This is a genomic window from Taishania pollutisoli (genome assembly GCF_014518315.1).
Lineage (GTDB): Bacteria > Bacteroidota > Bacteroidia > Flavobacteriales_D > Crocinitomicaceae > Taishania > Taishania pollutisoli.
In genome coordinates, this window is the sequence record NZ_JACVEL010000004.1 from 132290 (window position 1) to 156537 (window position 24248).

At 37.8% G+C, this 24248-nt stretch carries 20 protein-coding genes; 3 read left to right on the forward strand and 17 right to left on the reverse strand.

Annotated elements, in window-relative coordinates; genetic code table 11:
• Positions 1 to 43: 43 nt before the first annotated feature.
• The 10 genes from H9Y05_RS07735 to H9Y05_RS07780 form a co-directional block, all read right to left on the reverse strand.
• A complete protein-coding gene (locus H9Y05_RS07735) occupies positions 44 to 1087 on the reverse strand; it encodes a hypothetical protein (protein ID WP_216713951.1) in 1044 nt (347 codons plus the stop codon).
• A gap of 100 nt (positions 1088 to 1187) precedes the next feature.
• Complete coding sequence (locus H9Y05_RS07740) at positions 1188 to 2216, reverse strand: hypothetical protein (RefSeq protein WP_216713952.1); 1029 nt, start codon at positions 2214 to 2216, stop codon at positions 1188 to 1190.
• A 65-nt stretch (positions 2217 to 2281) separates the two neighbouring features.
• A complete protein-coding gene (locus H9Y05_RS07745) occupies positions 2282 to 3130 on the reverse strand; it encodes a methyltransferase domain-containing protein (protein ID WP_216713953.1) in 849 nt (282 codons plus the stop codon).
• The gene (locus H9Y05_RS07750) at positions 3123 to 4874 is read right to left on the reverse strand and encodes an FAD-binding protein (RefSeq protein ID WP_216713954.1); all 1752 of its coding nucleotides are present in this window, start codon (positions 4872 to 4874) and stop codon (positions 3123 to 3125) included. The genes H9Y05_RS07745 and H9Y05_RS07750 overlap by 8 nt, the downstream gene beginning before the upstream one ends.
• Positions 4875 to 5010: 136 nt before the next feature.
• The gene (locus tag H9Y05_RS16590; RefSeq protein ID WP_394366342.1) at positions 5011 to 5202 is read right to left on the reverse strand and encodes a hypothetical protein; all 192 of its coding nucleotides are present in this window, start codon (positions 5200 to 5202) and stop codon (positions 5011 to 5013) included.
• Positions 5203 to 5246: 44 nt separating this feature from the next.
• Positions 5247 to 5603 carry a bleomycin resistance protein gene (locus H9Y05_RS07760; RefSeq protein ID WP_216713955.1) on the reverse strand — a complete coding sequence of 119 codons (357 nt, stop codon included), beginning with the start codon at positions 5601 to 5603 and terminating at the stop codon, positions 5247 to 5249.
• A 179-nt stretch (positions 5604 to 5782) separates the two neighbouring features.
• Positions 5783 to 7666, reverse strand: coding sequence for a T9SS type A sorting domain-containing protein (locus tag H9Y05_RS07765; RefSeq protein WP_216713956.1), 1884 nt, complete (start codon positions 7664 to 7666; stop codon positions 5783 to 5785).
• Positions 7667 to 7742: 76 nt separating this feature from the next.
• Entirely contained in the window at positions 7743 to 9698 is a 1956-nt protein-coding gene (locus H9Y05_RS07770) for a T9SS type A sorting domain-containing protein (RefSeq protein WP_216713957.1), read from the reverse strand.
• 432 nt (positions 9699 to 10130) lie between these two features.
• Positions 10131 to 10541 carry a hypothetical protein gene (locus tag H9Y05_RS07775; protein ID WP_163489764.1) on the reverse strand — a complete coding sequence of 137 codons (411 nt, stop codon included), beginning with the start codon at positions 10539 to 10541 and terminating at the stop codon, positions 10131 to 10133.
• Between the two features lie 11 nt (positions 10542 to 10552).
• Positions 10553 to 11128, reverse strand: a complete 576-nt coding sequence (locus H9Y05_RS07780; RefSeq protein ID WP_216713958.1) for a hypothetical protein — start codon at positions 11126 to 11128, stop codon at positions 10553 to 10555.
• 492 nt (positions 11129 to 11620) lie between these two features.
• Between H9Y05_RS07780 and H9Y05_RS07785 the strand changes: the two genes are divergently transcribed.
• Both H9Y05_RS07785 and H9Y05_RS07790 read left to right on the forward strand, forming a co-directional pair.
• A complete protein-coding gene (locus H9Y05_RS07785; protein ID WP_216713959.1) occupies positions 11621 to 14866 on the forward strand; it encodes a LodA/GoxA family CTQ-dependent oxidase in 3246 nt (1081 codons plus the stop codon).
• Positions 14866 to 15993 (forward strand): NAD(P)/FAD-dependent oxidoreductase, encoded by a 1128-nt coding sequence (locus H9Y05_RS07790; RefSeq protein ID WP_216713960.1) that lies wholly within the window; start codon positions 14866 to 14868, stop codon positions 15991 to 15993. Before H9Y05_RS07785 ends, H9Y05_RS07790 begins: the two co-directional genes overlap by 1 nt.
• Positions 15994 to 16612: 619 nt before the next feature.
• Here H9Y05_RS07790 and H9Y05_RS07795 read toward each other — a convergent pair.
• The 3 genes from H9Y05_RS07795 to H9Y05_RS07805 all read right to left on the reverse strand — a co-directional run bounded on the left by H9Y05_RS07795 (position 16613) and on the right by H9Y05_RS07805 (position 19390).
• Entirely contained in the window at positions 16613 to 17296 is a 684-nt protein-coding gene (locus tag H9Y05_RS07795) for a methyltransferase family protein (protein ID WP_216713961.1), read from the reverse strand.
• Between the two features lie 220 nt (positions 17297 to 17516).
• Positions 17517 to 18263, reverse strand: coding sequence for a hypothetical protein (locus H9Y05_RS07800; RefSeq protein WP_216713962.1), 747 nt, complete (start codon positions 18261 to 18263; stop codon positions 17517 to 17519).
• Between the two features lie 152 nt (positions 18264 to 18415).
• Positions 18416 to 19390, reverse strand: coding sequence for a hypothetical protein (locus H9Y05_RS07805; RefSeq protein WP_216713963.1), 975 nt, complete (start codon positions 19388 to 19390; stop codon positions 18416 to 18418).
• A 337-nt stretch (positions 19391 to 19727) separates the two neighbouring features.
• Here H9Y05_RS07805 and catB point away from each other — a divergent pair, with 337 nt between their 5' ends.
• On the forward strand, positions 19728 to 20357 hold the full coding sequence (catB, locus tag H9Y05_RS07810; RefSeq protein WP_163489771.1) for a type B chloramphenicol O-acetyltransferase: 630 nt from the start codon (positions 19728 to 19730) through the stop codon (positions 20355 to 20357).
• Between the two features lie 564 nt (positions 20358 to 20921).
• Here catB and H9Y05_RS07815 read toward each other — a convergent pair.
• From H9Y05_RS07815 to H9Y05_RS07830, 4 genes are all read right to left on the reverse strand, one after another.
• On the reverse strand, positions 20922 to 21638 hold the full coding sequence (locus H9Y05_RS07815) for a hypothetical protein (protein ID WP_216713964.1): 717 nt from the start codon (positions 21636 to 21638) through the stop codon (positions 20922 to 20924).
• Positions 21639 to 21829: 191 nt separating this feature from the next.
• Complete coding sequence (locus tag H9Y05_RS07820; RefSeq protein WP_216713965.1) at positions 21830 to 23050, reverse strand: hypothetical protein; 1221 nt, start codon at positions 23048 to 23050, stop codon at positions 21830 to 21832.
• A 57-nt stretch (positions 23051 to 23107) separates the two neighbouring features.
• Positions 23108 to 23269: a hypothetical protein gene (locus H9Y05_RS07825; protein ID WP_216713966.1), complete on the reverse strand. Its 162-nt coding sequence runs from the start codon at positions 23267 to 23269 to the stop codon at positions 23108 to 23110.
• A gap of 422 nt (positions 23270 to 23691) precedes the next feature.
• Positions 23692 to 24243: a hypothetical protein gene (locus tag H9Y05_RS07830; RefSeq protein ID WP_216713967.1), complete on the reverse strand. Its 552-nt coding sequence runs from the start codon at positions 24241 to 24243 to the stop codon at positions 23692 to 23694.
• Between the last annotated feature and the right edge of the window lie 5 nt (positions 24244 to 24248).

The window sequence follows — 24248 nt, forward strand, 5'->3', positions numbered from 1 at the left end:
ATTTGAGGATACTTATAGTCTTCACAATGAAACCGGATGTTAATTATCGGATGTTAATTCTGAATTCTTTATAAATGTGACAAGCACGATAATGTACCTGAAAAGGACCTGTATAGTAAAATGTCGCGTACTTCAGATCACCTTTGTTTGCTATTGAAAACCTTTCATAAGATTTTTCGGAATCATTCATCAATTCTGTTATATTGATGCTTGTTTGTGTACCCCCCATATCAAAATAAACGTTTATTCCTTTTTCACAATTCCCTGGAATTTTAAGAACATAATTAGCGTGGGTCCTTATCATGTCGATAGTTATTGAACAAGTGCATGAATCACTAACCTGTAATACAATAGGATGTTCGGATTCAGAATAATTTGTGTTCATATACTCACATGTTACCTGTCGAAGCAACGTTCCTTTATAATTCAAATTGTTTATAGAAGATAACCACGGATAATACTCTTCTGCTGTAATATTATTTTTAAGTTCTTCAATATTAATCCAAAATACTTCACGGGGTCTTGCACCTTCTTGTTCTGACATAAAAAAGCCAATATCAGATGGTATAAAATCAGGTTCATCTGTTTGTTTATTACTGTTTTTAATTTCCTTAATAACAATTTGATGTATATCCGAAGTTTTTAAAGGATATACCTCTCTTTCCGGGTAAACAAAATGTAATCCTCCAGTTGCGTCCGTTTCTATTATCGGATCCCCGAATTCATCCACAATAGGATTATCCTGATCAGCGCCTAACATAGAAAAATACGGAAACCAATTGTTCTTATTCTGAGTATCTGTTTTTGCTTTTAATACTGCTTCCTGATAGTCAATATATGACCATTCGAAACTACCGTCTTCTAATTGTTTTTCAGAATAGATATTGATTTTACCAGCGTCTACTATTTTTTTTACATAGAATATAAAATCTTTCTCTATCGGGAGGTTTGGGTCTAAACAAAAAATAGCTGAATTTATATTACCGGGCCTTAACCCGATCCAACGGGCATAGATACAAGTAGTATCTTCCACTTGTGTCAATCCGAACAATGGAAATAATACAGCAGTGATGATAAATCTTTTCATAGATTCATTTTCTATTTAATGCCGAAAACTGCTGTAAGTAACATAAAAAATTACAAAAGGCATAGGATAAGGTTGTCGAACATTAATAGACCATACGCTATTAATAATCGAACACATGTTCCACATCATACTGGTCTTCCTTTACCTGAATGAGTAATTTGTGCAGGTCTTTTACTAACACGGCCAGGACGACACGTTTTCTACCCGGTTCAGAAGGTATTGGCTGAGAGAATATATTTTCAGTATAAACAGTTGAAAAAAACTTGTTTGAAGGTAATTTAAGGGAAACGAAAATAGCAGCATTATTTCCTGCTATTTCTTTAAATGATAACCCGTCTTGAGCGAGTTGATTTATTTCACCATTAAAGCGGGCATAACGATTCAACTGAAGAAGAGTACGTTCATTATTTGTTTCAAGAATAGGATAGTTGTTATTGGATTTTGTTGGAAAAGAATCTACCAAAACGGTTGTGTATGTATCATCTGGTCCGTGAATTGTTTCAGCTCCCATTTTGATCAATTTCCCGTATCCCCATTTAACCAGCAATTCAGATGTCAGATAATATTTCCGTTCAATCTTTCTCAAAAAATGATTGTCAAAAAATGAGGTTTCAGTCCAAAGCTGCTTCAGGCGATTCTTGAAATCAAATTCATACCAAAAGTTATCGTTAATAAATGCAACATAATCACTCATATAACGAGATGCAAAACGATCTTCATCTGTTTCAACAGTTTTTGTATCGGTTAACTTACCAACGGTTCGCTCATACCATCCTTTGGTGATATATTCAGCCGAAGAACTAAAATTGATTACATAAATCATTAGTTGATACTCACCATTATAGCGATAGTTTGTTTCATTAGTATCTGTATATACTTTGATGATCTTGTGTATATCCCAAATCTGAGCATTTTGTCTCATATAGGGAAAGGTTGTTGCTGTTGTATGTGCGGTATAGGCTGCCTGCTCTTTCGGACTGAATACTAAATACCACTCCGGAATACTTAAAATAGCTTGATCTACTCGTCTTTGATACTTCGAGGGAGTTTGTGCATGTTTATTACCGGCAGTCCATTCTTTAGGAATTAAAACGCCTTCTGCACTTACATATGTATTCGGTTTCTGCATGAAAAATGTTATCAATGCAAGTAAAGAAGAAATGAATGTAAACAATAACAAGCGACGCATAAGTCTTATATTTTTTCAAATGCGAGTAAAGTGTTTAATGATGGATCATTTGTTTGTAAAATGCGAAATCCAAGATCTTTAAATCCATACTCTTCAACAATTTTCACCCATTCTTCTACTGATTTGAAAGAACGGTATTCCTGTTCATTTTTTGACCAGGATTCACCCAGTCCCAGATTAAATACCGTATGTACCAATGAGGTAAAAACGGACATTTCCTCTGAAGTCACATCGTGATCTCTCATAATAAAGAGCCCGCCCGGTTTCAAAACACGGTTGATTGACTGAACAAAAGAAGGGAGTAGTTCTGTCGGACAATGGTGCAGGCCTATATGACATGTTACAATGTCAAGGCTATTATCTGTTATTTGATGTGAAATAGGAGCGTAATCCAACGGAAGAAAAGTGCCGATTTTCCCGATTTTCCCACGTTCCATAATATCTGCAAGCCCATTATTCGGAGCAATATCATTCATTAGAAAAACAGGAGTATATACACGGATGTGTTTTTTTAATCTACTGATGTACCTACCTGTAGATCCGATTTCCAAATACCCATTTATTTCCTGGCGATTATTCAGAATCTGCATTACCTGGGTAGCCATTTCCTTTTTTTGCTTTTTAAGCGCAGGTAAGGCATATGTTAGTGGTGCAAGAAAAGGAGTAATACTTTTTAGCTCTTTCTGGACCGCTTCATAAATCTCTTTATCTGTGTGAAACTGATTCGACTTATCGGCTATCAGGTGGTGAAATTTATCTTCCGGATATAAATGAAAGATTCCCTGTAGGAATTTATAAAAATTATCGCTCCAAAGCGTATCGGAGAAAACAGATTTGAATTCGGATTTATTCATAAGTGACAGTTGGATGATAGTATTTTTCCCAAAGGGAATTTCTGAATTTATAATTCGGATCAACTTGTTGCTTTAAACGAAACAACTTTTTAGCACGGGGATAGGCTTGGTGAAATTGTCTTTCTGTTGCATGAAGTTGATAAGGCAAATAATAAGTTCCATGACAACTTAATACAGCATCAATTAATTCTCTTGTCCAGATTCCTACCGTATTTTTAGCTTTTTCATTTGTACTTTGTTTATACCAGATGACAAACGCAAAGACTTCCTGATCACTCCAACTAAGTAGTGATTCCTGATTTTGAACGGCATGTCTGATAGAAACATTAATCACATTGACGTTGTAACGCTTAAACACTTCGGCCATTTTTGTGGAGAAAACCTGAAATTTATCAACCGGAACAAAATACTCCTGCAGAATATAAGAACTGTATTCACGGGAAGCCGGTTCGAGCTCTGCTACGTCATAACCTGCTTCATAATTTCTCCAATGAATTTTTTTGCGACTATAAAGTATCGGATCAATGACAAATTGCCTTCTCCATTTCGAAAATTTACTTTTGCTGAAGGAACTGATAAAGAAACGCTCTATCGGATAGTTGGCATGTAATGCAATTAAGCGTTCTTTTCGGGTAACTTTCTTTTTCGTTTTTTCCCAGGAAACGACACGGATTCGGGAAAAATCAGGAGGATATAAATCACCGTTTTGTAAAATAACCTGACGATTATTTCGGATGTTTTGCTTGAAGAAATCTACATATTGATCTGCACGCATGAGTTTCCACTTCCGTTCCAATAATTCATTTTCTGTTAGTTCTAACTCGACTGCTATAATAATTGCTATGGCATTGTAACAACCAATAACAGCTTCAAATAATTCATTGTTTACGAATCGTGATACCGTTAATAATTCACCATTTGCCATTACAATATCCAATGAACGGACAGTCATTACCAGTGAACCATAACCCATGTATCTTCCATGGCAATTTACACTGACTGAACCACCAACTGTAAAGTTTGCATAGGATTGCATAACTTTAACGCTTAAATTATATGGATCAATGTGTTTTTGAATGTCGCACCATCGAATTCCTGCTTCTACTTTAATCACTTTCTCTTCCGGTGAAAAGTCAAGTACACGATTCATTTTCTGCATGTCAATATGAATCCCATAAGAGCTTGCCGTATGCCCTCCCATACTAAAACGACCCCCACCAACTGAGATATGAGAAGGTGCATTTCGAATAATTTCCTGTATTTCTGTTATCGAATTCGGAACAACAACTTTTGACACTAATACAGGATTTAAACGAGATACATCATTGACAATCTTTTCACCTGTTTTTAAATGTTTAATTGTTTCCGGACTCGGATTTTTATAGTAATCGACAGCCAGAGAAGAGGATGGACCAAATTTATTCTCCTTCTTTGTTCCTCTTTTGAATCCTAAAATCAAAAACAATAGTAGAGGACCTAAGACAGGAATAAGAATAAGCAAGAGCCAATAACCTGACATTCCCACATCGTGTAGACGTTTATTTGCTGTGCAGAATAAAGACCAATATAGCAAAGGATACAAAATCCAGACTGCCGATTCAGCTATTCGATATTCCAGTAAATTATATAGTGTATAAAAAGTAGTCCAGATAAAAACAGATATTAACCAATAAGTACGACGATTAATTCTCCCTCTTTTCGTAAAAAGCAGATAAGAAATAGGGAGTTGCTTCTGATACTTCATTTCGGGGTAAATATACAAGAATTTTGATTATAAGTGACTTAGAAAGAGGAAGAGATTATTCATCAGAGTACTTCCAATCGGAATAAAACTCCTTGGAACATTCAACCGTTCGTTCAATTTCTTTATTGTTTCTGCTCTATTCACTCCAGGAGCTGATGCATAACTTCGGCAACTCCATTTTCGCATATGCCAATGCCAACAAGGTGTGACAAGCTGTTCCTCCGGAACCGCAATGGACGATGATATTTTCCGGATGTATGTTACCGAATTTTGTTTGATATAAGAAGGGAAAAACAGAAGGAATAAAGTCGTCGTTCTCTCTAACCATTTTTTCATGTGTTCATCTACAAGATATACCACGGATGTAATTGCTTAAATACTCTGCCCGAAAGTCAATAAGTTGTTGTCCGGATCGAGCACAGAAAATTCCTTTTGTCCCCATGGTTTTATCTGCAAAGCTCCGTTTGGATGAATGGTTACATCGTTGTCCAGCAATGATTGATACAAACGATCAATGTCATTTGCCCGGATATACACCTGTCCATAGTTTGTTCTTGTGTCAAGCTCCTTAAACTCAAAAAAATGAATTTGAATGTTATCCTTCTCCACCATTAAGTACCCATCGAAGTCAACACTTCCAAAATTTTGAAAACCCAATTTATTCAAATAGAAATCTGTTGTTGTAGCCTTGTCCTGCATTGGTAATTTGGGATGTATGTTTGTCAGCATCTGTTATGTTATTTCTGGTGCAACTAAAAATACGGATTAATTTTTATTGATAACAACGCTTTTTGATTTCGAATTCATTCTATCAAATTCTTCATCCCTTTTGTGCTATTTGTTCTGACACGAAGAAGGGCCATAAATTAAGTTTTATAGCCCCGTCTTTTTACGTCATTGAAGTGTAATTAATGCATTACTGTAATTCGATCACTTTCAATCGTTCCTTTTTCAGTAATGAGCTGATACGTATAAGTACCCTGCGCCCATGACCGGACATTGATGTTCAGCTTTTCTGTCTCAGGGTTAATTGTTTTCTCGAAGATTAATTCACCTACCGCGTTAAAGATCCGCACTTCTTTTTTCAGCCCTTGATCACCTGCCGAAAAAACGATCTGCACCAGATCAGTTGCAGGATTCGGAAAAATAAGTGGTGTAGTACCATCCGTTTTATCTCCGATTCCTAACGTGGATACGATTGTAAAACAACTATCTGATTGACATGCATTGCCATCCAGAATTTCTACGCAATATTCTCCCGGAAGATCGACAAGTACCTGATCGTCTGAACCTGTGTTCCATACATAGGAGTAGGGTGCTGTCCCTCCTGTTACATGCAGTTCAATGCTTCCGTTGCAACCTGGGCACGCAGCATGAACAAGGGCCGTAGAAACAGTCATGGCGTCCGGCTCAGAAACGGTATATGTATTTGTATACAGGCAATTATTTTCATCTAAAACGGTAACGGTGTACGTTCCTGCAGAAAGATCAGCAGCTGACGTCCCTGTTTGGCTGATTCCGTTTCCGTCCCAGGAGATGGAGTAAGGGGTAGTACCACCGGTTATTGCCACTTGAATTGATCCGTCAGTTCCTGAATGGCAGCTTACCGGAACGATGAGGTCAGTAACACTAAAATCTTGTATGGATTGAATAATGAATTCCTGTTCTGCTGAACACGTGATCGCATCTGTTACGGTGATAGAATAATTCCCGGCATTTACATTTGTTACATTTTGGGTGATGTCTCCGTTCGACCAATTGTATTGAAGCGTTCCGGAACCACCATTTACGATCAATGAGATTCCTCCTGCACCATTCGGGCAGGTTGGCTGCGTAACAGTCCCATCGATTGTAATGCCGGGATGCACTGTAACCTGAGTTGTTTCCTCACCATTTACAACAGGATCAGTTGATGCAATGCGCAATTGGTAATCCGCGCTCGCGGTACCTGCCGGGATGAACCCGGTGATCGTACCGGTATTTGACGAACTGTTTATTGTACCGATCGTCAACGGAGCAGAAAAACTTCCGGAGGCATCTGATAGTTGTAAAGAATAGGTATTTCCGGTATTAAATGTTCCGGAAGCATTGAATGAGACTTCTATGCTGTCTCCCTGAACAGCGGAAATGCACATCGGATCAGTACTTTCTATTGTAGCGGCTGAAATGGAATTAGAAATGGCAGGCGTTGAACTCCCAAATACTTGCGTACCATTTACAATTTTCAATTTTGCTAACGTGTTAGTGGCATTCCAGGCAACCAGTCGAAAAACAACACTGTCGCTTGCCGGAACAAGAATAGGTGAAGAAGGGATCATCAAAACAGGTACATTGGTTTGAGCCGCAAATGACAATACATATACGGTGGAATTAATCGGAACAAATGCATCTCCGGTCGCGGATGATTGGTATTGAAGAATGCATGAATCCGGCGCAGATGTACTTGATTTATATAGAATGAATGAGAGACTGTCAATTTGAGCAGCAGTGGTGCTATTGCTTGTTACAGAGAAGGTAAAATAACGATTGTCTGTAATTGCCGCCGCTGCCGATGTACTATTCCACTTACCGCAGATGATTCCGTCTGAAGCAGTTGAAAATTGGTTTCCTGATCCAAATAAAAATTGTGAAAAAGTAGTTCCCGGAGCGGCAGGAGTGGTAGAAAACAGATGTGTTGGAGTGGACTGCCAGTCTGAATATGCCGTTGGATTGAAAAGGGTTTGTGCGTTTGCCTCACTCGTTGCGTAAGAGCAAACAAAGAAAATCAGATACTTGAATAATTGCTGTTTCATGAGTGTTATTTTTGAATAAATGATTAAAAGAGTCTCCATTTCTGAAGACTCTTTCATATGTTAAATTTTATGGGTATTATTTTTCTGCTTTGACAATACGCAGTGTTTTATTTTCAGAGGCAGAAGTAATATGAACGATGTACGTTCCGGCCGCAAGAGTTGATAAATCAGCTTGCAGGTGGTGTGTTCCTTTTGCCAAAAGACCGTTTTGAAGTGTCAGATGTGCTTTTCCTGAAAGGTCATACACAACCACTGCAACTTTCTCGTCGGACGTTGTATTTACTGTCAGTGCAACAGCCCCTGTTGTCGGGTTAGGATACAATTCAACTGTTGACTCTTCCATTCCTGCAACGGCTGTTCGTGTACTTCTTTGTGCTGGTTGAGGAGCACATGTATTTACAACAATTTGCCCCGGAATTGCTTCACATCCGTTGAATAAGCAGAACGTTCCTGTAACGTTAATTACCGAGTTTTCCGATCCGACAGCGATTTCTGCACAATCACCTGAAAGACTTGAAATTGATGCGTCACCGGAAGCCACACTATAGCTGTACGATGAAGCTCCGAAGGTATGCATTCCCAAATCCGCAACCTCGTCAATTGCAAGTGCCTCCCATTCTGTTGTCAATGTAGGAAATCCATTGATTCCTGCCAAATCCGGGTTAGCGGTGATTCCTGCATAGACACATGCCTTTCGGATCAATGTTTTGTTTTCTGTAGACCAATCAAAAGTTGCACTTGTCGTATCAGCATCTCTCCAGGAAGAGCCCGGATCGTTTCCTACGGATCCAAAGATATCAATTGCATTTCCCGATCCTGAATTAAACAAGACTACTGCATCGTCTCCGTTAAACTGCAATTTGTCAGAATATAAATCCGGTGTACCGGTCCACGCAGTGGCAGATGGATGAGCGATTACAAACACATCACCTGCAAGGATTGTTCCTGTCAATGGAATTGTGTATGTCGGAGTACCTGAAGCACCGTTATGGTATGTATACACTGCATATTTGCTCAAATCAACATCTTCACATGTACCGTTGAAAATCTCCAGGTACTTATTGAATCCGCTTCCTTCCACATATTGAGAAAACAGTAAGTCCTGTGCCTTCACTTTAGCACATGCCTGAACAAGATCTCCTTTACATCCGTCCAGTGTAACCGGACAATATTCAATTTGCGGATAAACGTGCACGTATACTTTTTCTGTTGTTGCTTCACATCCATCTTCACTGCTTACAATGACATAATAAGTTCCCGAAGTTGCCGGTGAATATACATTTAAGTCAGCCCCGGAGATGATTCCCTCCTGGTCATACCATTGGAAATACGGGTCAACAATATCTGTTGTTGCTGTCAATTGCGGCATTGTTGAACCTGCACATACAACTGTTTCACCTGAAACTGCAACAGCTGCAGTCGGCTCTCCACACGCTGTTGTCGAACCACACGTCATTGAAATGTCATCAATGCGGTAGTGTGGATTTGATGTGGATGTTCCTACTAATGTGTTTCTGAAACGAATGCGCAAATTGGACACATGAGCTGCTGTTGGTAGTGCAGCTGATCGTAAATACCACTTTGAAGTACCCGATCCGGTTGGTAAGCCGGCATAAGACATCGGGCTCCACGAAGCACCGTTATCGTCACTGAATTCTACTACCAAATAATCAATTCCGGTAGCAGCATTGGTGTTTTTATGTATTCCGAAATGAATGGAATCTCTGCTGGAACAGCTGGCGGCATTAATTCCCTGGATTTCAAAATACTCCTGCGCTTGGACGAGCGTGTTATACCCACCGGAAGCACCGGCATAACCGGTAGACGGCGTGGTTGTTCTCATGTCCGCGGTACCGGTATACGTGAGTGCTGTCAAATCGAAATGTCCAGCTGCCTCCCGTGCGCTGATCGTTTGCGTTCCACTTCCTGCGGATCCCATTGTCTCCACTAATTGCCCATTAGAGACAAATCCCATTAGTGCAATAGCACTTGTGGCAAATACTTGTTTGATTACATTGTTTTTTGTTTTCATGATAGGTATTTATTTGTTAAATAATAATAGGGGCTTCGAAACCTGAGTGCAAGGTATGACCAAAGGTGTTTTCAGAGCTTAAAGCCATGAATAAGATAATCTTAAGTTTTTCGGAGAATCCTGTCGAATATTAATTTTTACATTATAGCCAATCGGAATAAAGTCGTTCTGCGCACGGGATTCTTCTATTAAGAAAGTATCCTTTTCAGATAGAATAGCGTTAATATAAGATTATTGGACTGATTTTTGAGTTGAGCGGTATGGATACAGGTCATCCTGAGACATTGCTAATGGCAATATAAATCAATTATTTTTAGCGTGTTAAATTAATAAAGTACCGGGACTAACCGATGAAGGAAGCACACGAAACGTTCGGAAATGAACAAGGAGATAGAATGTAAAAAAATAGTAGCAGGATTTTCAGCCATTTTTTTATACGTCTAACGCATAAATACGCTCTTTCAGCAGCCCTTCCTGCCCGAATTCCTCTAACGTTCCGTCTAAATCCATCCAGATTTTCGTTCTGGGATCACTATCTAAATTTGTCCCCACCCACGTAAAAACACCTGTAAGATCATAGATATCATCGTTATTCTGAAGTGTGAAATTACACGTAACAGCTAAACCGCTTCGTAGTAGAATCATTTTGTCAGTATGTTCAGATTTTCTGCCTCCGGTAAGCCATTGAGGAGAACTTGTTACCTCAAAACGAAGCATTTTAGTATCGGGGGCTTGTTTGATAAACATTGCTTCAATGGTAGCGGTTATTTCCTCAAACGGTTCGTCAGAAAACCATTCTAACATATGTTTCGTGTCGATTAACTTTTCAAAATTTACTTTCATGTGTCGATTTTTTAACGATTGATCGGATGTCCCCACTCACCATTAAATTCACCCTTGTAAAACATACCGTCACCTTTTGCTAAGATGTGACAATCCGGAATTTCTTTGGAGATTTTTAACAGTCCTTCAAATGTGTAATTATTTTCCCGGACATCAATCGTAAGGTCTTTCAGATTCTTCAGTACCACCAATTTACTCAAACCTTCCTCTGTAACGGAGGTTCCGTGAATTTGTAAATCCTCTAATTGTTCTACTGCTATCAATGCCGAAATGCACGCGTTCGTGAGCTGGTAATTTTCTTTTAATCTCAGGTACTTTAGCTTTTTTAATTTCTTTAAATAGGTTATGCCTTCATTCGTGATTTCAGTTTCTTGCAAGTTCAAATTTTCAATTTCACGGCAATCGGATACATGAGCGACTCCTTCATCGTTCAGATTTGAACATGCAAAACTAACCGATTTTAAATTAGGAAACCGACTCAGACAGGATAGTTCACGCATATAGCCAGTATCTTGTTCCCATTCAAGTGAGAAATGTACACAGTTAACATCATAGTAGTGATTCCCTATTTTTATCGAATGTTCCATTTATGATGGTTGGTCTTACAATAGCGTCCAATGGATTTATTGACGAATATAACAAATTTTTAGCTGGGTTAATTTACTTATTAATTCCACCAAAATCAATTTTTTTAAACTTAAATGGGGCTGCCTGTCTTTCCAGCTTTTCCGGAAAAGAACATTCATTGGTAAAAAATCTGCGATCAGGACACAGCATTGACGGTAATTTGTCGTTATTCTTCCCGATTTCATCCTGAAATCAAGTAAAATCAGGTATAAATACCCTATTTAAAGTAAAAAGATTCCGTTTACTTTGTAAACATCCGTACGCAATTGGAACGTAAGCAACTACTATTATGAGTAAACAGTTCATTCATATGTTACGCAAGCAAACTGGCACACACTTCAGTTTAGAATAAATGTAACGTAGACAACAACAATCCAAAAGTACAATCAGTAATCAAAACGCGTATCCTGAAAAGCGAAAAAAGAGTAGGGGAAAACTAACAACTAACAGTTATGAATGAATCACCAGATGACAAATTAGCGATTGATCGGTTAAGAACACTTTTTGTCGATTTACATCAAAAAAAATTAATTAACCAAAATCCCGGGAAAGCTCCGAGAGCAGTATTTCGGAAACAACACGGAGTTGTCTTCGGAATGTTTACAATCAACCCGGATTTGCGTGCGAAGTACAAAATCGGATTATTCAATTCCCCGGGTGAACACTTCCCTTGTGTACTCCGATTTTCATCCGATACAGCACCCACGAAAAATGATTTGAATTCGACAGTCGGTGTCGGGATTAAAGTACTGACAGACCGGTTTCCCAATCCAAACTTTGAAGGACCGAATGTAGATTTCATTTTCCAGAATTTTGACCGATTCTTTGTAAATACAGCGGAGGAAATGGCAGATTTTGAAACAGCGGCACTTATTTTAGGCAATGTGGATACCTACTTCGATGAGCATAAAAGAGTAAAGGAACTGATTGATGAAATGGCTCGTCCTGAAGGGAGTTGCTTGACGACGACCTATTGGTCTGTTGTGCCTTTTAAGTTGGGGAATGACTACATTGTTAAATACAGACTGACGCCTTGTGAAGTCGAGAAATCGTATCCGGTTGAAGACAAAAATTACCTGGCTAATGACTTGCAGCAACGGTTACTAAACAAGCGATATTCGTTCAAACTTGAATTAGGAGTACAAACGACGAAAGATGCTCAAGATAAAGTCAATCAATTACAGGAAAAATGGAACCCGATTGAATGGGTTGAGGCAGCAACAATTGAATTGGTGGAACAGGATATTTGTTCAAAAGGACAACCGGAATTCGGCGATCAGTTGAGCTTTAACATTTGGCGTGTACCGGAAGAGCATTCGCCTTTAGGAAGCATTGCGACAGCGAGAAAGAGCGTATATGAATACAGTGCCAAAACGCGCTACAGTGCCAATGGATGGATCTACCAGGAAAGTGATCACCTTCCGGAACAGTATAAACAAGGCTCCGAAGAGAGTCCATTGGACACCGAAATTGTAACAGCGGCGATTTATCCTTCCATCGGCGTTATGAGAGTAGGAAACAGTGATGAGTTTTATATGGGACCGTTGGTACCTGAACCAAATCCTGACAATAACCTGGATAATTACAGGGATCAATTCGGAAGGTTGAAGCGTCAGGCGGCCCAGTTTAGAATTTACGGGTTAAATGCAAAGGGAAAGGTGGTCAAAGAGTTGACAATGGATAAAAATGCGAAGATCGAATGGTCGGTACATTTAGCGAATCAAAAAGCTGCCTGGTATGAATTCAATATAGCGTTGGATATTCCCGATGCTAAAAATTATCCTGCCTGTAATCCCCGCAATTTAAAAATCAACGATCGGAAATCGTTAATAATTGACGGAGGAAGGCAAATCATTAAAAATACAAAGGCACAGGAAAAGAAGGTATTTAAAGGAAACTTCCTGACGAAGAGCGATATTTATTTAGGAGAGCTATTTTTGGAAGATACTTCAAGTCGTTTAATTGTATTAGGTGGTAAGGGAAAGGCCGAAAATATCAATGGAGATATGGCGATCACCTTTGCAAATAACGATGGCTGGTATGATGATACATCTGACGGTCCGGTTCGTGCCAAAGTACAATTGAATGGAAAGGATATCCAGGTGAAGCCTGCATGGGTAATTTGCGGCCCCCCGGATTATGCACCGATGCAAAAATCCGTTCGTACGATGTGGGATTTAATGCGTGATTTGGCGGTTACCAATAAACTGTTGCCGATACCCGAACTTCCATCATTGAAAGAGGATATTTTACCGATTTTTCAACGCATGACGGATTTACAATGGGTCAATAAAGGGTTTTCAGATTATTTTGGTGCATTGGGACCGTTTAATTTTAATTCGCCTGAATGGATGCATAAAATCAGCGATGCTTCTCAGGGAAATCTGGAATTCAGAAGAATTCTCTATAACCAATTCAGAAAAATAGACCTGCCGGCTTCTCAGTCACCTGCACTATGGCCGTGGTTGTACGGAGATGGCGTCGAAATACCACAAGAAAATACAAATACCCAACATTCAACCCTGACTGGACTGCAATTGCGGTTTTTAAAGCAATGGATGGAAGGAAAATTTATCAATGATCTAAAGAAACCGGGAATAGAAGGGTGCCCGTTTCATGCTGCGAAGGAAGAGGCGGTACAGGATAAATGGAAAAACATTGATGAATATCCGGTAGGCGAACAACCTGATTTATTAACCAGAGCCGCATTGGATTACTGTCTGGCAGATGCGTTTCACCCGGGGTGTGAAATAACGTGGCCGATCCGGAATCCGAATATGTACATGGATGCGTTTCGAATGAAACATGAATCCACAAAAAGCTTTATGGATAATGACGAGGATTTGAGCAAGTATTTGAATTACGGCGCTACGATTAATTACACGTTACCGGATGCGGATGTCAATCCTTTTGGCGGGCAGGTAGCTGGTGGACTTACCCGTTGGATGGCGATTCCCTGGCAAACAGACACTTCCAGCTGTCGGGATGGGTATGACTTAAATTATGATCCTTATGTACCGACGTTCTGGCCGGCAAGAGTACCGAACAATATTCTGGCGTTGAGCGATGCGATTCAGTTGGAATCTCCTGAGCTGGGTATGAAGGAAAAGCTGGCATTATTCAACTACAGAAAAGAATGGCTTGCGGATTTACCCGGCGAACCGACACGTTTTACGGATTACCGGGAGGTGATCAATAGCATGGTTAGCCATTACGACAGAGTAGGTGTAGTGCTGCAAAGAGAAGTAGAGGGTGTTGAAAGAATTACGGATAAAATTCAGATCGCATTTCCGAAAACGTTGCAGCATTTGGTGAATGTTATTTATGAGTTGCTTCATCAACCTACCTGGCTGACGAAAGATGATTTGTATGCCATTTTGAAGCCGATCTTTAAGGATGATTTCAATAAAATCGGAAACACCATTGATTTTCTGTTGGAATTTAAAGAGCGGACGGAGAAATTCCTCAGTAAGAGTATAGCATCCATTGCAAAGATTGAAAAATCAAGTGGTGTTAAGCTACTATCCGGTGTGCAAAAATCCAGATCGGAAGCAATGGTGCAAACGCAATTGCAGGAAGGTCTGAAAAGGATCATCGCAGAGGCTGATGAGAATTATAAGAAAGCAATCCTTAAACCCGGAACAGAAGTGATTACCATTCATGAGCAGTTTAGAAGACAAACGCAGCACAAACAATAATGAACAACGGGAAGTTTGTCGAAAAGGATATACTGATCATTGGTGCAGGCATGGCGGGATGTGTTTCCGCTATGTCCCTGCATCGTGACTTTAACATTGCGTTAGTTGAAAAAGTAACGGATACGGACTGTTACCTGGCAGAAACGTTAATCGCATCCGGCAAACGGATTTTTAACGAATTGAATCTCCGGGACTGGCTGCTGACGGAACGTTGTCAGCAAACATACCGATTGTCTGATGGTTCGGTTTCATACTGGGGAGCAAACGCGCCGGTTTATACAGATGCATTGCGCAATCCCGAGGGGGAAAACTGGATTCTGAATAAAACGGATTTTTTAGATGAATTGCGGAATCACACGGAGCGATTTTCTGCTCCCTTGTTAAAAGGAACGGTTCATACACTCGATTATGCGCATGGTTACTGGAATGTCGCAATCAAGCTGAACGATGAAACCATTCAGTGGTACAAGGCAAAGTTCATTATTGACGCTTCTGGCAGATCCGCTGTAGCAGCCCGGAAAATAGGTATAAAACGCATCATTGAAGACAAATTAATTTGCATCAGTGCTGTTGTCAACAATCCAACGGCAAATCAGTTGTGTAAAAACTTTTCCGATGAAAACGGCTGGTGGTTTGTGTGCCCGTTGAATTCAGCTAAATTACAACTATCGTACTACACGGATGCGGATTTAATCCATAAAAACCTGACAGGAAAAGCAGAGCAATTTAGAGCATTTATTCACGCAAATCGCACATTCAACGAACGAATCGGGAATGTTGATCCGGACTCGTTTCAATTTTTGGGAACCAAGGCCGCGAACACTGCCCGTTTGGAACAATTTTGTGGTAACGGATGGTGTGCCGTCGGCGATGCAGCGATGTGTTTTGACCCACTTTCCTCCCAGGGTTCGTTTAAGGCAATGGCAACAGCCATGCAATTGACAGCTCTGCTGAAAGAGGTTAACTTTATTACCACTGAAAAGAAACAACATGAAGTGGTATTTCAGGAATTGTTTCGTGAACAAATGGAAAAAATATGGTCACATTACAAGAATCACCAGGCGTATTACTATCAAATAGAGAAGCAATCTTCGAACGTATTCTGGAAGAGAAGAAGTTTGGGGTAACAGACGGGCGCCTTTCCCGTTTTCAGACAATGGTTAGAATGAAAAGGATTTCGATGTTTTTACAAAATTCCATTTTCCTCTTTTTTTTCTGTAATAATCTACAATAAAATAGGAAGTTAAATTCTTAAACCGGACTTCATATTTAATAATGAATGTATCATTGTTCTTATTAAATAACGGTGAATGTATGTATAAACATGAGTCAATCATTTTATCGGTTGTGAAATATCCATATTTAGATGTTATCCCAAATGTTAACCAATTGATTTCCCTGCCGAAGTTATATTGAGTGTATACAGTATCGGTTCTTGTCGTTCTTTCAGAAAAAGCAGATATTTCAAATATCGGGTATGCTTTTTTCATCCTTTTATCTCTTTCTTTGAGTTCAAGATGAATTATTTCCTGAATAAAAGTTGAATCAGACTGGGATTGGCAGAAGGAGGTTATATGAATGGATAGAAAAAGGAGAATCATTAACCTTCGTGGTTCCAAAAATAGGATATTATTTCTTTTAACTTTCATTGAATCTGGAAATTAAGTTTATGAACAGAATTTTAATTTTCGACGTGTGATCATCAGGTGATTATTTACCACGTTGTTTTTTGTAACTAATCGGTCGTCAAAACAGTAAGGGGATAAGACGATATTTCACTTTTTCACAATATGCTTTATACCCAACCAAATTTTGTTTCAATTCGTTTTCTTCATCAATCGTTCGGTAAGCAATCACGAAAGCAATAATCAAAACAGGCAGCAAACCATAATAAGAACCCAGGGCTGTTGGTGTGAACGATAATAAAGCTAAAGCACCTGTATACATTGGATGTCGTACAATTCCATACAATCCTGTCGAAACTACTTTTTGTTTTTCCTGTACTTCGATCGTTGCGCTCAAAAATGTATTCTGCTTGAAAACAAAGAATAAGAAAATAAATGCAAGGGCACAAACCAAATCGCTGGTATAAGAAAGTTGTATTGGAACATTCGACCATTTGTTTTGATAGTCGAGTGCTGATAACACAAAAATTCCTAAGAATAATAGTCCGGCGATGGATTGAATTATTTTTTGTGTTACCCTTGTTTCACTCACAGGTCCGGCTTTAAGCCTGCTTTTCAATAAATGCTTGTCAAACAAAAAAAGATAAACCGTAATCGCAATAACAGAACAGGCGAATATACTTAAGTACAACCATGTCAAAGCATACTTAAAACTTCCGTATGAGAGAAATAATGCTGCTCCCATAGTGCAAAGTAGGAATAACAATCCTAAAAAACTGTTCAATAATAATTCCGATGGTTTCATTTGTTTTGCCTCCTTTTTGTTTCTATTACAATGATCGTTAGTATTTTAGTGTGCGTGGTGGAATGCCGAATGTTTTTAAAGCAAACCTATTTTTCGAAGTTAAATAATTTTTTGTAATCATTTTATATCCGATTTCACACATGCGTATATAACACTACACTCACCTTCAATGCGTTGAGTCCCGACATCAAAGAATACCAATTAGTAGATGTTAGCAGCATTAGCAACTTGTAGGAGTATTAAACACGATGAATTTTTGAATTCTGTCACCCGTTTTACTTTTTCGAGCTACAATTTTAAATATGTATGTGGTGGTAAAAAGTTCTGAGGGGAGTTGATCTTTTGACTTCATATTTTTAATCTCATTATACCATTCTATGCCACAGTGTTCCTTTACAGCAGCCTTCAATTCTTCAACTGTAAAATTTATTATTGGATTTATATCTTCCTCATTTGACCTGAATTTTAGCTCATTCTGATTAAGTTGAACTGGACTCCATTCTGATTCGAACGTTTTCCAGTTGTTGATCACACAAAAAGGGACTTCGATTGTGCGATTTGATCTCATTGCCATTTTGTAGATTATCTTTTCGTATAGTTCAATTTTGTCAAACTCTGATTGCTCAATGTTGAATTTTTTATCAAAAAACCAGTCGCCGGGCCATAAGTCAAAATATGCAGTGTCTTTATCCGTTACATATATACTGTCATTGTCCGTTAGATACATATCATCCCAACCCATTTCAATTTCTTCCAATACGATGGTCAAATCTGAATATTGAATTTTCTGGGTTCCATTACTTTCAACATAATGCGAAGTTGACCTATACGGTTGAAATTCATTTGTTGGCTTTTCAGTATCAACACGGTCATTAGTATGCTCATCTGGGTTTTCAATATTTTTTCCATCTGATATACAGGATGATAGCAGAAGAATCAAAGTAAATATTTTAACAGAATTTTTCATGGCTGCTGGTTATTATTTATTTAACTGTCGTTTTAAAATTATGCCTAACGGTTTGTCGTTTGGCGGAGGGAGATTTTGGAGCAAACGTTGAAAAAATCAGGATTCAAACCGTATATGATGCTACAGAAAATGGAGTTATAATCACCAAGAAATTACCTCACCACCACTTCTTTCAAGAATTCAAAATGAGCGTTTTCCCGCTTATCTTCTTCGTCATAAATCCAGATTAATTCAGTATTAAAAACGAGTCTTCGTTGGTTCCGTTTTCTTTTTTTGTAAAAAGCTTCAACCGCCTTAATAACGGCTTCTTGTTCCGGTTCGGCTTCCACGCCAAAAATTTTAATCGTAAATGGCTTGCGGTAGTTCCCTGATTCGATTCGGTATGTTACTTTTAGATCCCGCCAGGGAAGGTCTCCGGATTTGAATAGTTTATCCAGTTTTTTTTCTAAAGCCAAAACATGCTTATCGTTATACATATCCGTAAACAGTGTGTTTTCAAAAGGTTCAAATGGTAACTTCAGGTTGTTTCTACGGGCATACTGGATGTAGATTTTATCAATGCAATCCACACATTTCCAGCCGCGGGTTTTCATCAGGTCCCGGTAGATAGTTTTAGCTCTTTCCAATGGTTTCTTATCAGGGTGTTTTAAAACAGCAGTATACCAATCTCTATTCTGTTCTATTTCATCTGTTCCTTTGAGTTGTTTTCGTAACCCCTTAATGTTTTCAGAAGGAACATCAATGGATTTCAGAAGATCCTTTACCTTGTATTTATCGAAACATTTTAAACAAAGCCTGGTAGTCTGCACGGGAACTTCAAAAAATGGCACATAAATTCCCTTGTTTAGTTTTTTAGCTAAATGTTTGCACATTTCTACTATTCCGGTTTCACCGTGTTTGGGACATTTCGTAATCGGCATTGTTGTATTATTTAGAGTTTGTTTCTTTGGTACATTCTTTTTCAAATCCTTCCAACGAAGTTGAAAATAATTGAATTTATAGGAGTTAAATGTAGGAAAAAAACGAATTATATTCGTTTTTGACCGTGAACGAAGTACAAACGTTGAAGCGACCACTTTAACTTCCGCTTTTGGCAATAGTGTTATTTTCTGTGTTTTTCTTCTCATTCAAGCTTTTTTATTCTTGATTGAATGGCAGATTGATTACAATGCAAATCACCCAGACAAGGCTTTAGCGTGGCAAGTCCCTGGTTGTTTATGAAAAATAATAAATGGAAGAATTAGAATGTCTTAAGAATAAGGAGTACGTCATAACCAGTGTCTGAAAAAGAGAAAGGGGACACTGCTATTTTTCAAACCCCTTGTTATGTGTCGTTTTTTGTATCTTTATCAGATGAAATTATCGGATTAGCATATTTACTTTACGCACCCGTACAGCAAGAGTATAATTTAACAGTATGCTTCGCTTCTTTATTGTTTTATTGTAATATTAAATATGTAAATAATGAAAAATTTCTTTGAAAGTCCTTTTAAAGGAAAAATAATCAAAGACCACATAACGAACCCCAATATAATTGCGGGTAAATATTCGTATTATTCTGGTTATTATCACGGTCATTCATTTGATGATTGTGCTCGTTATCTGTTCCCGGATCGGAAAGATGTTGATAAACTAATTATTGGTTCTTATTGTTCAATCGGGAGTGGTGTGAGTTTCATAATGGCAGGTAATCAGGGGCATAAGTATGATTGGATTTCCAGCTTTCCATTTTTTTATATGCCTGAATGTGATGTTTTCAGTAAAAGCCAGGATGGATTTCAAAAAGCAGGAGATACAGTTGTCGGAAATGATGTTTGGATTGGTAGTGAAGCAATGATAATGCCTGGAGTTCAGATAGGAGATGGGGCTGTGATCGGTAGTCGCGCTTTGGTCACAAAAGATATTGAACCTTATTCAATTGTAGGAGGAAATCCCGCCAAGTTGATTAAAAAGAGATTTTGCAATGATGACATCCAAAAGTTACAGGAAATGAAATGGTGGGAATGGGAAGAGAAATATCTTTTTGAAGCAATGCCAATGCTTTGTTCAAATAATATTGATTTGTTATATGAGTTTTTTAGAAAAATGAAATAATAAAAAGAAGGTTCCGGTTCGGATCTTTTTTGCTTTCACCTCATTCGGTTAAAACTATACATAATGATTCACGGCTTGGCGTTTGTGTCGGAAACCAGGAAACGTCGGATTGAATTGCTATAAAGTGCTGAAAAAATAGATTGATGAGTAATGAAAAAGCCAATCCAAATAGGATTGGCTTTACTCTGTGACCCCGGCAGGATTAGTTCCTGATCCCTTCGGATCGACGTGCAGTGGATCAAAAGCATCAGTCACTATGCGCCTTCATGTGCTTTTTTCGTTTACCGGCTCACTCGAACAAGTTCAGTTCACTTTAAACAAAAAAAGCACTCGCTTCGCGAATGCTTTTTATCAGAGTGACCTCAAGAGGGGAAACTTCTAACTTTTTGATGGAGGATTTGGAGCAAGTTCAACAACTTGAAATCATTAATTTTTAAAGGGGTTGAATACTTAGATTTAGATTATGTTAGTTTATGGCTGCTAACAGTTTGTAGCTTGGTGAAGTTTTTCTGTGTTACGCCTACGGCAGAAAAATTGAGACAAACACCTGTTAGTGGTTCGTACTTAATTTTTTAACTTTTTCAAGTGTTCTCGTATAACCTCACCAATATCCTTTAATAAATCTGCTTTTACATCTACGCTTAATTGTCTCGTATGGATTACTAATTTAGTTCCATCCTCGTTGTAATGTGAGAAAAACCAATTTGTTTTATTATAAACTTTCTTAGGATATTCGTCCTCATATTTTACGCCAAAAATTTCGTCAATTTCTCGTAGATTCTTATTGTTTTTTATATAATTCGAGCAAGCTAAAACAACAACTGGAAAGTTTTGAATAAAATCAGATTCTTTAAACAATAACTTTCGTTCGTTCAATTTACTTTTATCAGCAGTACTCGTATTTTTGTTAGGTGCATCATTTATTTCTGTTGTAAACACATTTTCAAGAAAATCAATATGGTATGGTCTTTCTACCTTTTCAAATATATGGTTTGTCAGTCTTTGATATTTGCTCCAGGTGTTCTTTCCCCAGCTCTTTTCTCGTCTAAAAACATGGTCTTCTGGAATTGGATAACTTAACACTTCGCAAGTATTATTCTCGATATGATTTTGCCAATGACCTGCGTTCCTCTCATACCATTTTTGACCTTCAGTATTGTCATCAGCAATTGCAGATTCTTTTCCAATAAATAAAATTTGAGCATTGGGATTACCTGTGCCAATATGAAATTTATTTTCAACTCCGTTACTTACAAACTTTTTAAAATCGTCTTTGTACATACTTTTATTGATTTGAGAGTTCTGCTTCTCAGGTTCCGCAGTATGGCCACTAACGGTTTACGGCTTGGCTCAGAAGCAAATTTCGGAGTACAAAGCTACCAATATACCACAAAAGTTGATGCGAGGTAGAATGTTCAATTAACCACTTCACCCGGCCATTGAGCCAGACGCCTGTTGGCAGTAGTTGTTTCTTATTCTTTTTCAAGTGTCTTTATATATTCACTATATCTTTTTTCCGTGTCATCAATTAAGTCAATAAATGTTTTTAGTTTAAATTGACTTCCTCTGTATTTTACTCTCTTTTTCAAGTCGTCACTTATTTTTCGTCCTACTAAATATGCTTCAAATGTCTTTAGGTCGTAGTGATTTTCAATTACAGTCAAGTAATTTTCGAGTTGATTCAAGTCTTCAATTTCTAAGTCGTGAGAAGGTCTTTTTAGTTCAATAATTATTAATTTATTATCTACGCTTCCGCAAACAAAGTCAGGTCTTTTATCCTTAAATTCTTTGTAATTTTCGGTTAGATCTTTTACAACAACTTTTCTTAAAGTTTCATTACTGTGCATTAGCCAATATCGCTCATCGACTATCCACATTGCTCGTTCTAAAATCCGATGAATAGAGTTTTCACCGCGAATCTCATAAGTTGCATCATCTAAAACTCTTTCCTTAAAAAGGTTTAAAGTTTCAAGTCTTTCAATTACTTGATGTGATATCGATGTTATTTGCCGTAGTGACCAAGATTTCAATAGATTCCCAAGGTCTTCAATGGCCCTTTTTTGATCTTTTGGTAAATGGGTTACTACCTCTCTAAATGCTGTCCTGTAACCTTGGTCTGTTTTTGATAGCAGCTCAGTAATTTCATTAATAATTTCAGCAAAATCTTCGTAATTGCTTTCTTCCCATTTTGTAAAATCGACTTCTTTTAAAACTTTTCTGATTAAGTCAGGATATGCTTTTGTAAGTTTTGTAATTTGTTTTTCTGCTGACTCTGATTTCTCACCTTTGGTTTCAATTTGTTTAATTTCCTCAATAATTTTTTCTTTCGTTTCCCAACCAAGAAAGTCAAGAAGCTTTGTTTGAATTATTTCCGATATTTTTTCCCATTGTTCTAAGTTGTTAATGTTGTACGAAGAACGCCCTCCTGGCCACCATTTGTATAAAGTAATTCTTTTATCTTCGCTGGCTTGGGGCAACGTAACTTGAACAAATGTGTTTCTGTTTATTTTTTCAATTTTTTTAATGTATTCAGGTGCAAATTTATCTCCCTTACAACTTATACATTTAACAGCATTTGTTGGATTATTTGTAAAACACTTCTGACAAACAATATAGCTGTCAGAAAGTCCTTTTGAAGAAATCTTAGCTTTCGCTTTCTTTTTTGTCGGAGTGGTCTTTGTCTTTTTAGCCATTTTTTAGTTGTTTGAGGTATCCTTACAATTATTGCTAACGTGTGTTGGGTGCAGTTTTTATTTCAAAGCTTCTTTGTATAGCTCAATTTCATTGATTTTCAAGTGGTCAGAGTATTTTGTTAATGTTACTCTATCTTCAAGCCCAAGCTCATTGACTTTGTTTCTTAGATTTTCAATCTCTTGAACAATACTTTTTTTACTTAATTCTTTTTCAGTCATTGTCGTTTTTTAAAATTGCACCCATCGTCCGGACGGCTTTCGCCACATCTTATAAATATACGCAACAAATAATTACTTGTAATCAATGGTTATCAGTTTTCTCATTGATTTACAAGGTAATTGTATAATTCCTGTTATGCATGTACAAAGCTACTAATCCCAATCGAAATTAAAATACGTATTTATACGCCATTTCCATAGGTGATTTAATTAAAATTACCAAGGCAAAGACCCAAAAGGATTCTAACCAAAAACACCAAAAGTTCTAACTTTTTGAATAGATGTAGTGTATTGAAGATGAATAATATAAAAACTAAAAAGCCAACCCTAATCGGATTGGCTATACTCTGTGACCTCAAGCGGGGAAACGTCTAACTTTTTGATGGAGGATTTAGATGGCATAACTCAATTTATGTTACAATCTAATGCTTCCCAATAATCGGATGAAGATTCTGTGCTACTTTTAATTCAATTACACCCATAAGATCAGCCATTTCGGGGATGAATTCCATTACACTTAATTTTAGTGTCAAATTCATTCCCTTTGACCAATGGAATAATTGTAACCCCGAAGTGTCAGGGTTTTTGTTATAACCTAAATGTGTTACCATACGACCCGAAATCCCTTTTTTTACTTTTCCAACGTAGAGGTATTTTGAATTGGGTACTGTGTAACTCCACATTGCTGAACTAGCCCTAACACCTGATGTGTTCTTGTATTCAATTAGCTTTTGTCTAATTTCCTCGTGAGTATTTTCTGAAAGAATCTCGAACCAATATAGAACTGGTCCTTTCATACTTTTTAAGTTATTGAAAAGTACCTTATGGTCGGTAGAATTCCGGACGTCAATGTTCATAAAGTCCTTCAACGAATCACAATAAATGACTTCACTATGTTCTTTTATTACCCCAGTTAAAAGAGATTTTTGGAAAATTTCTATTTGATCGTTCTTGATCTTTGATATTAAATCCATAGTTC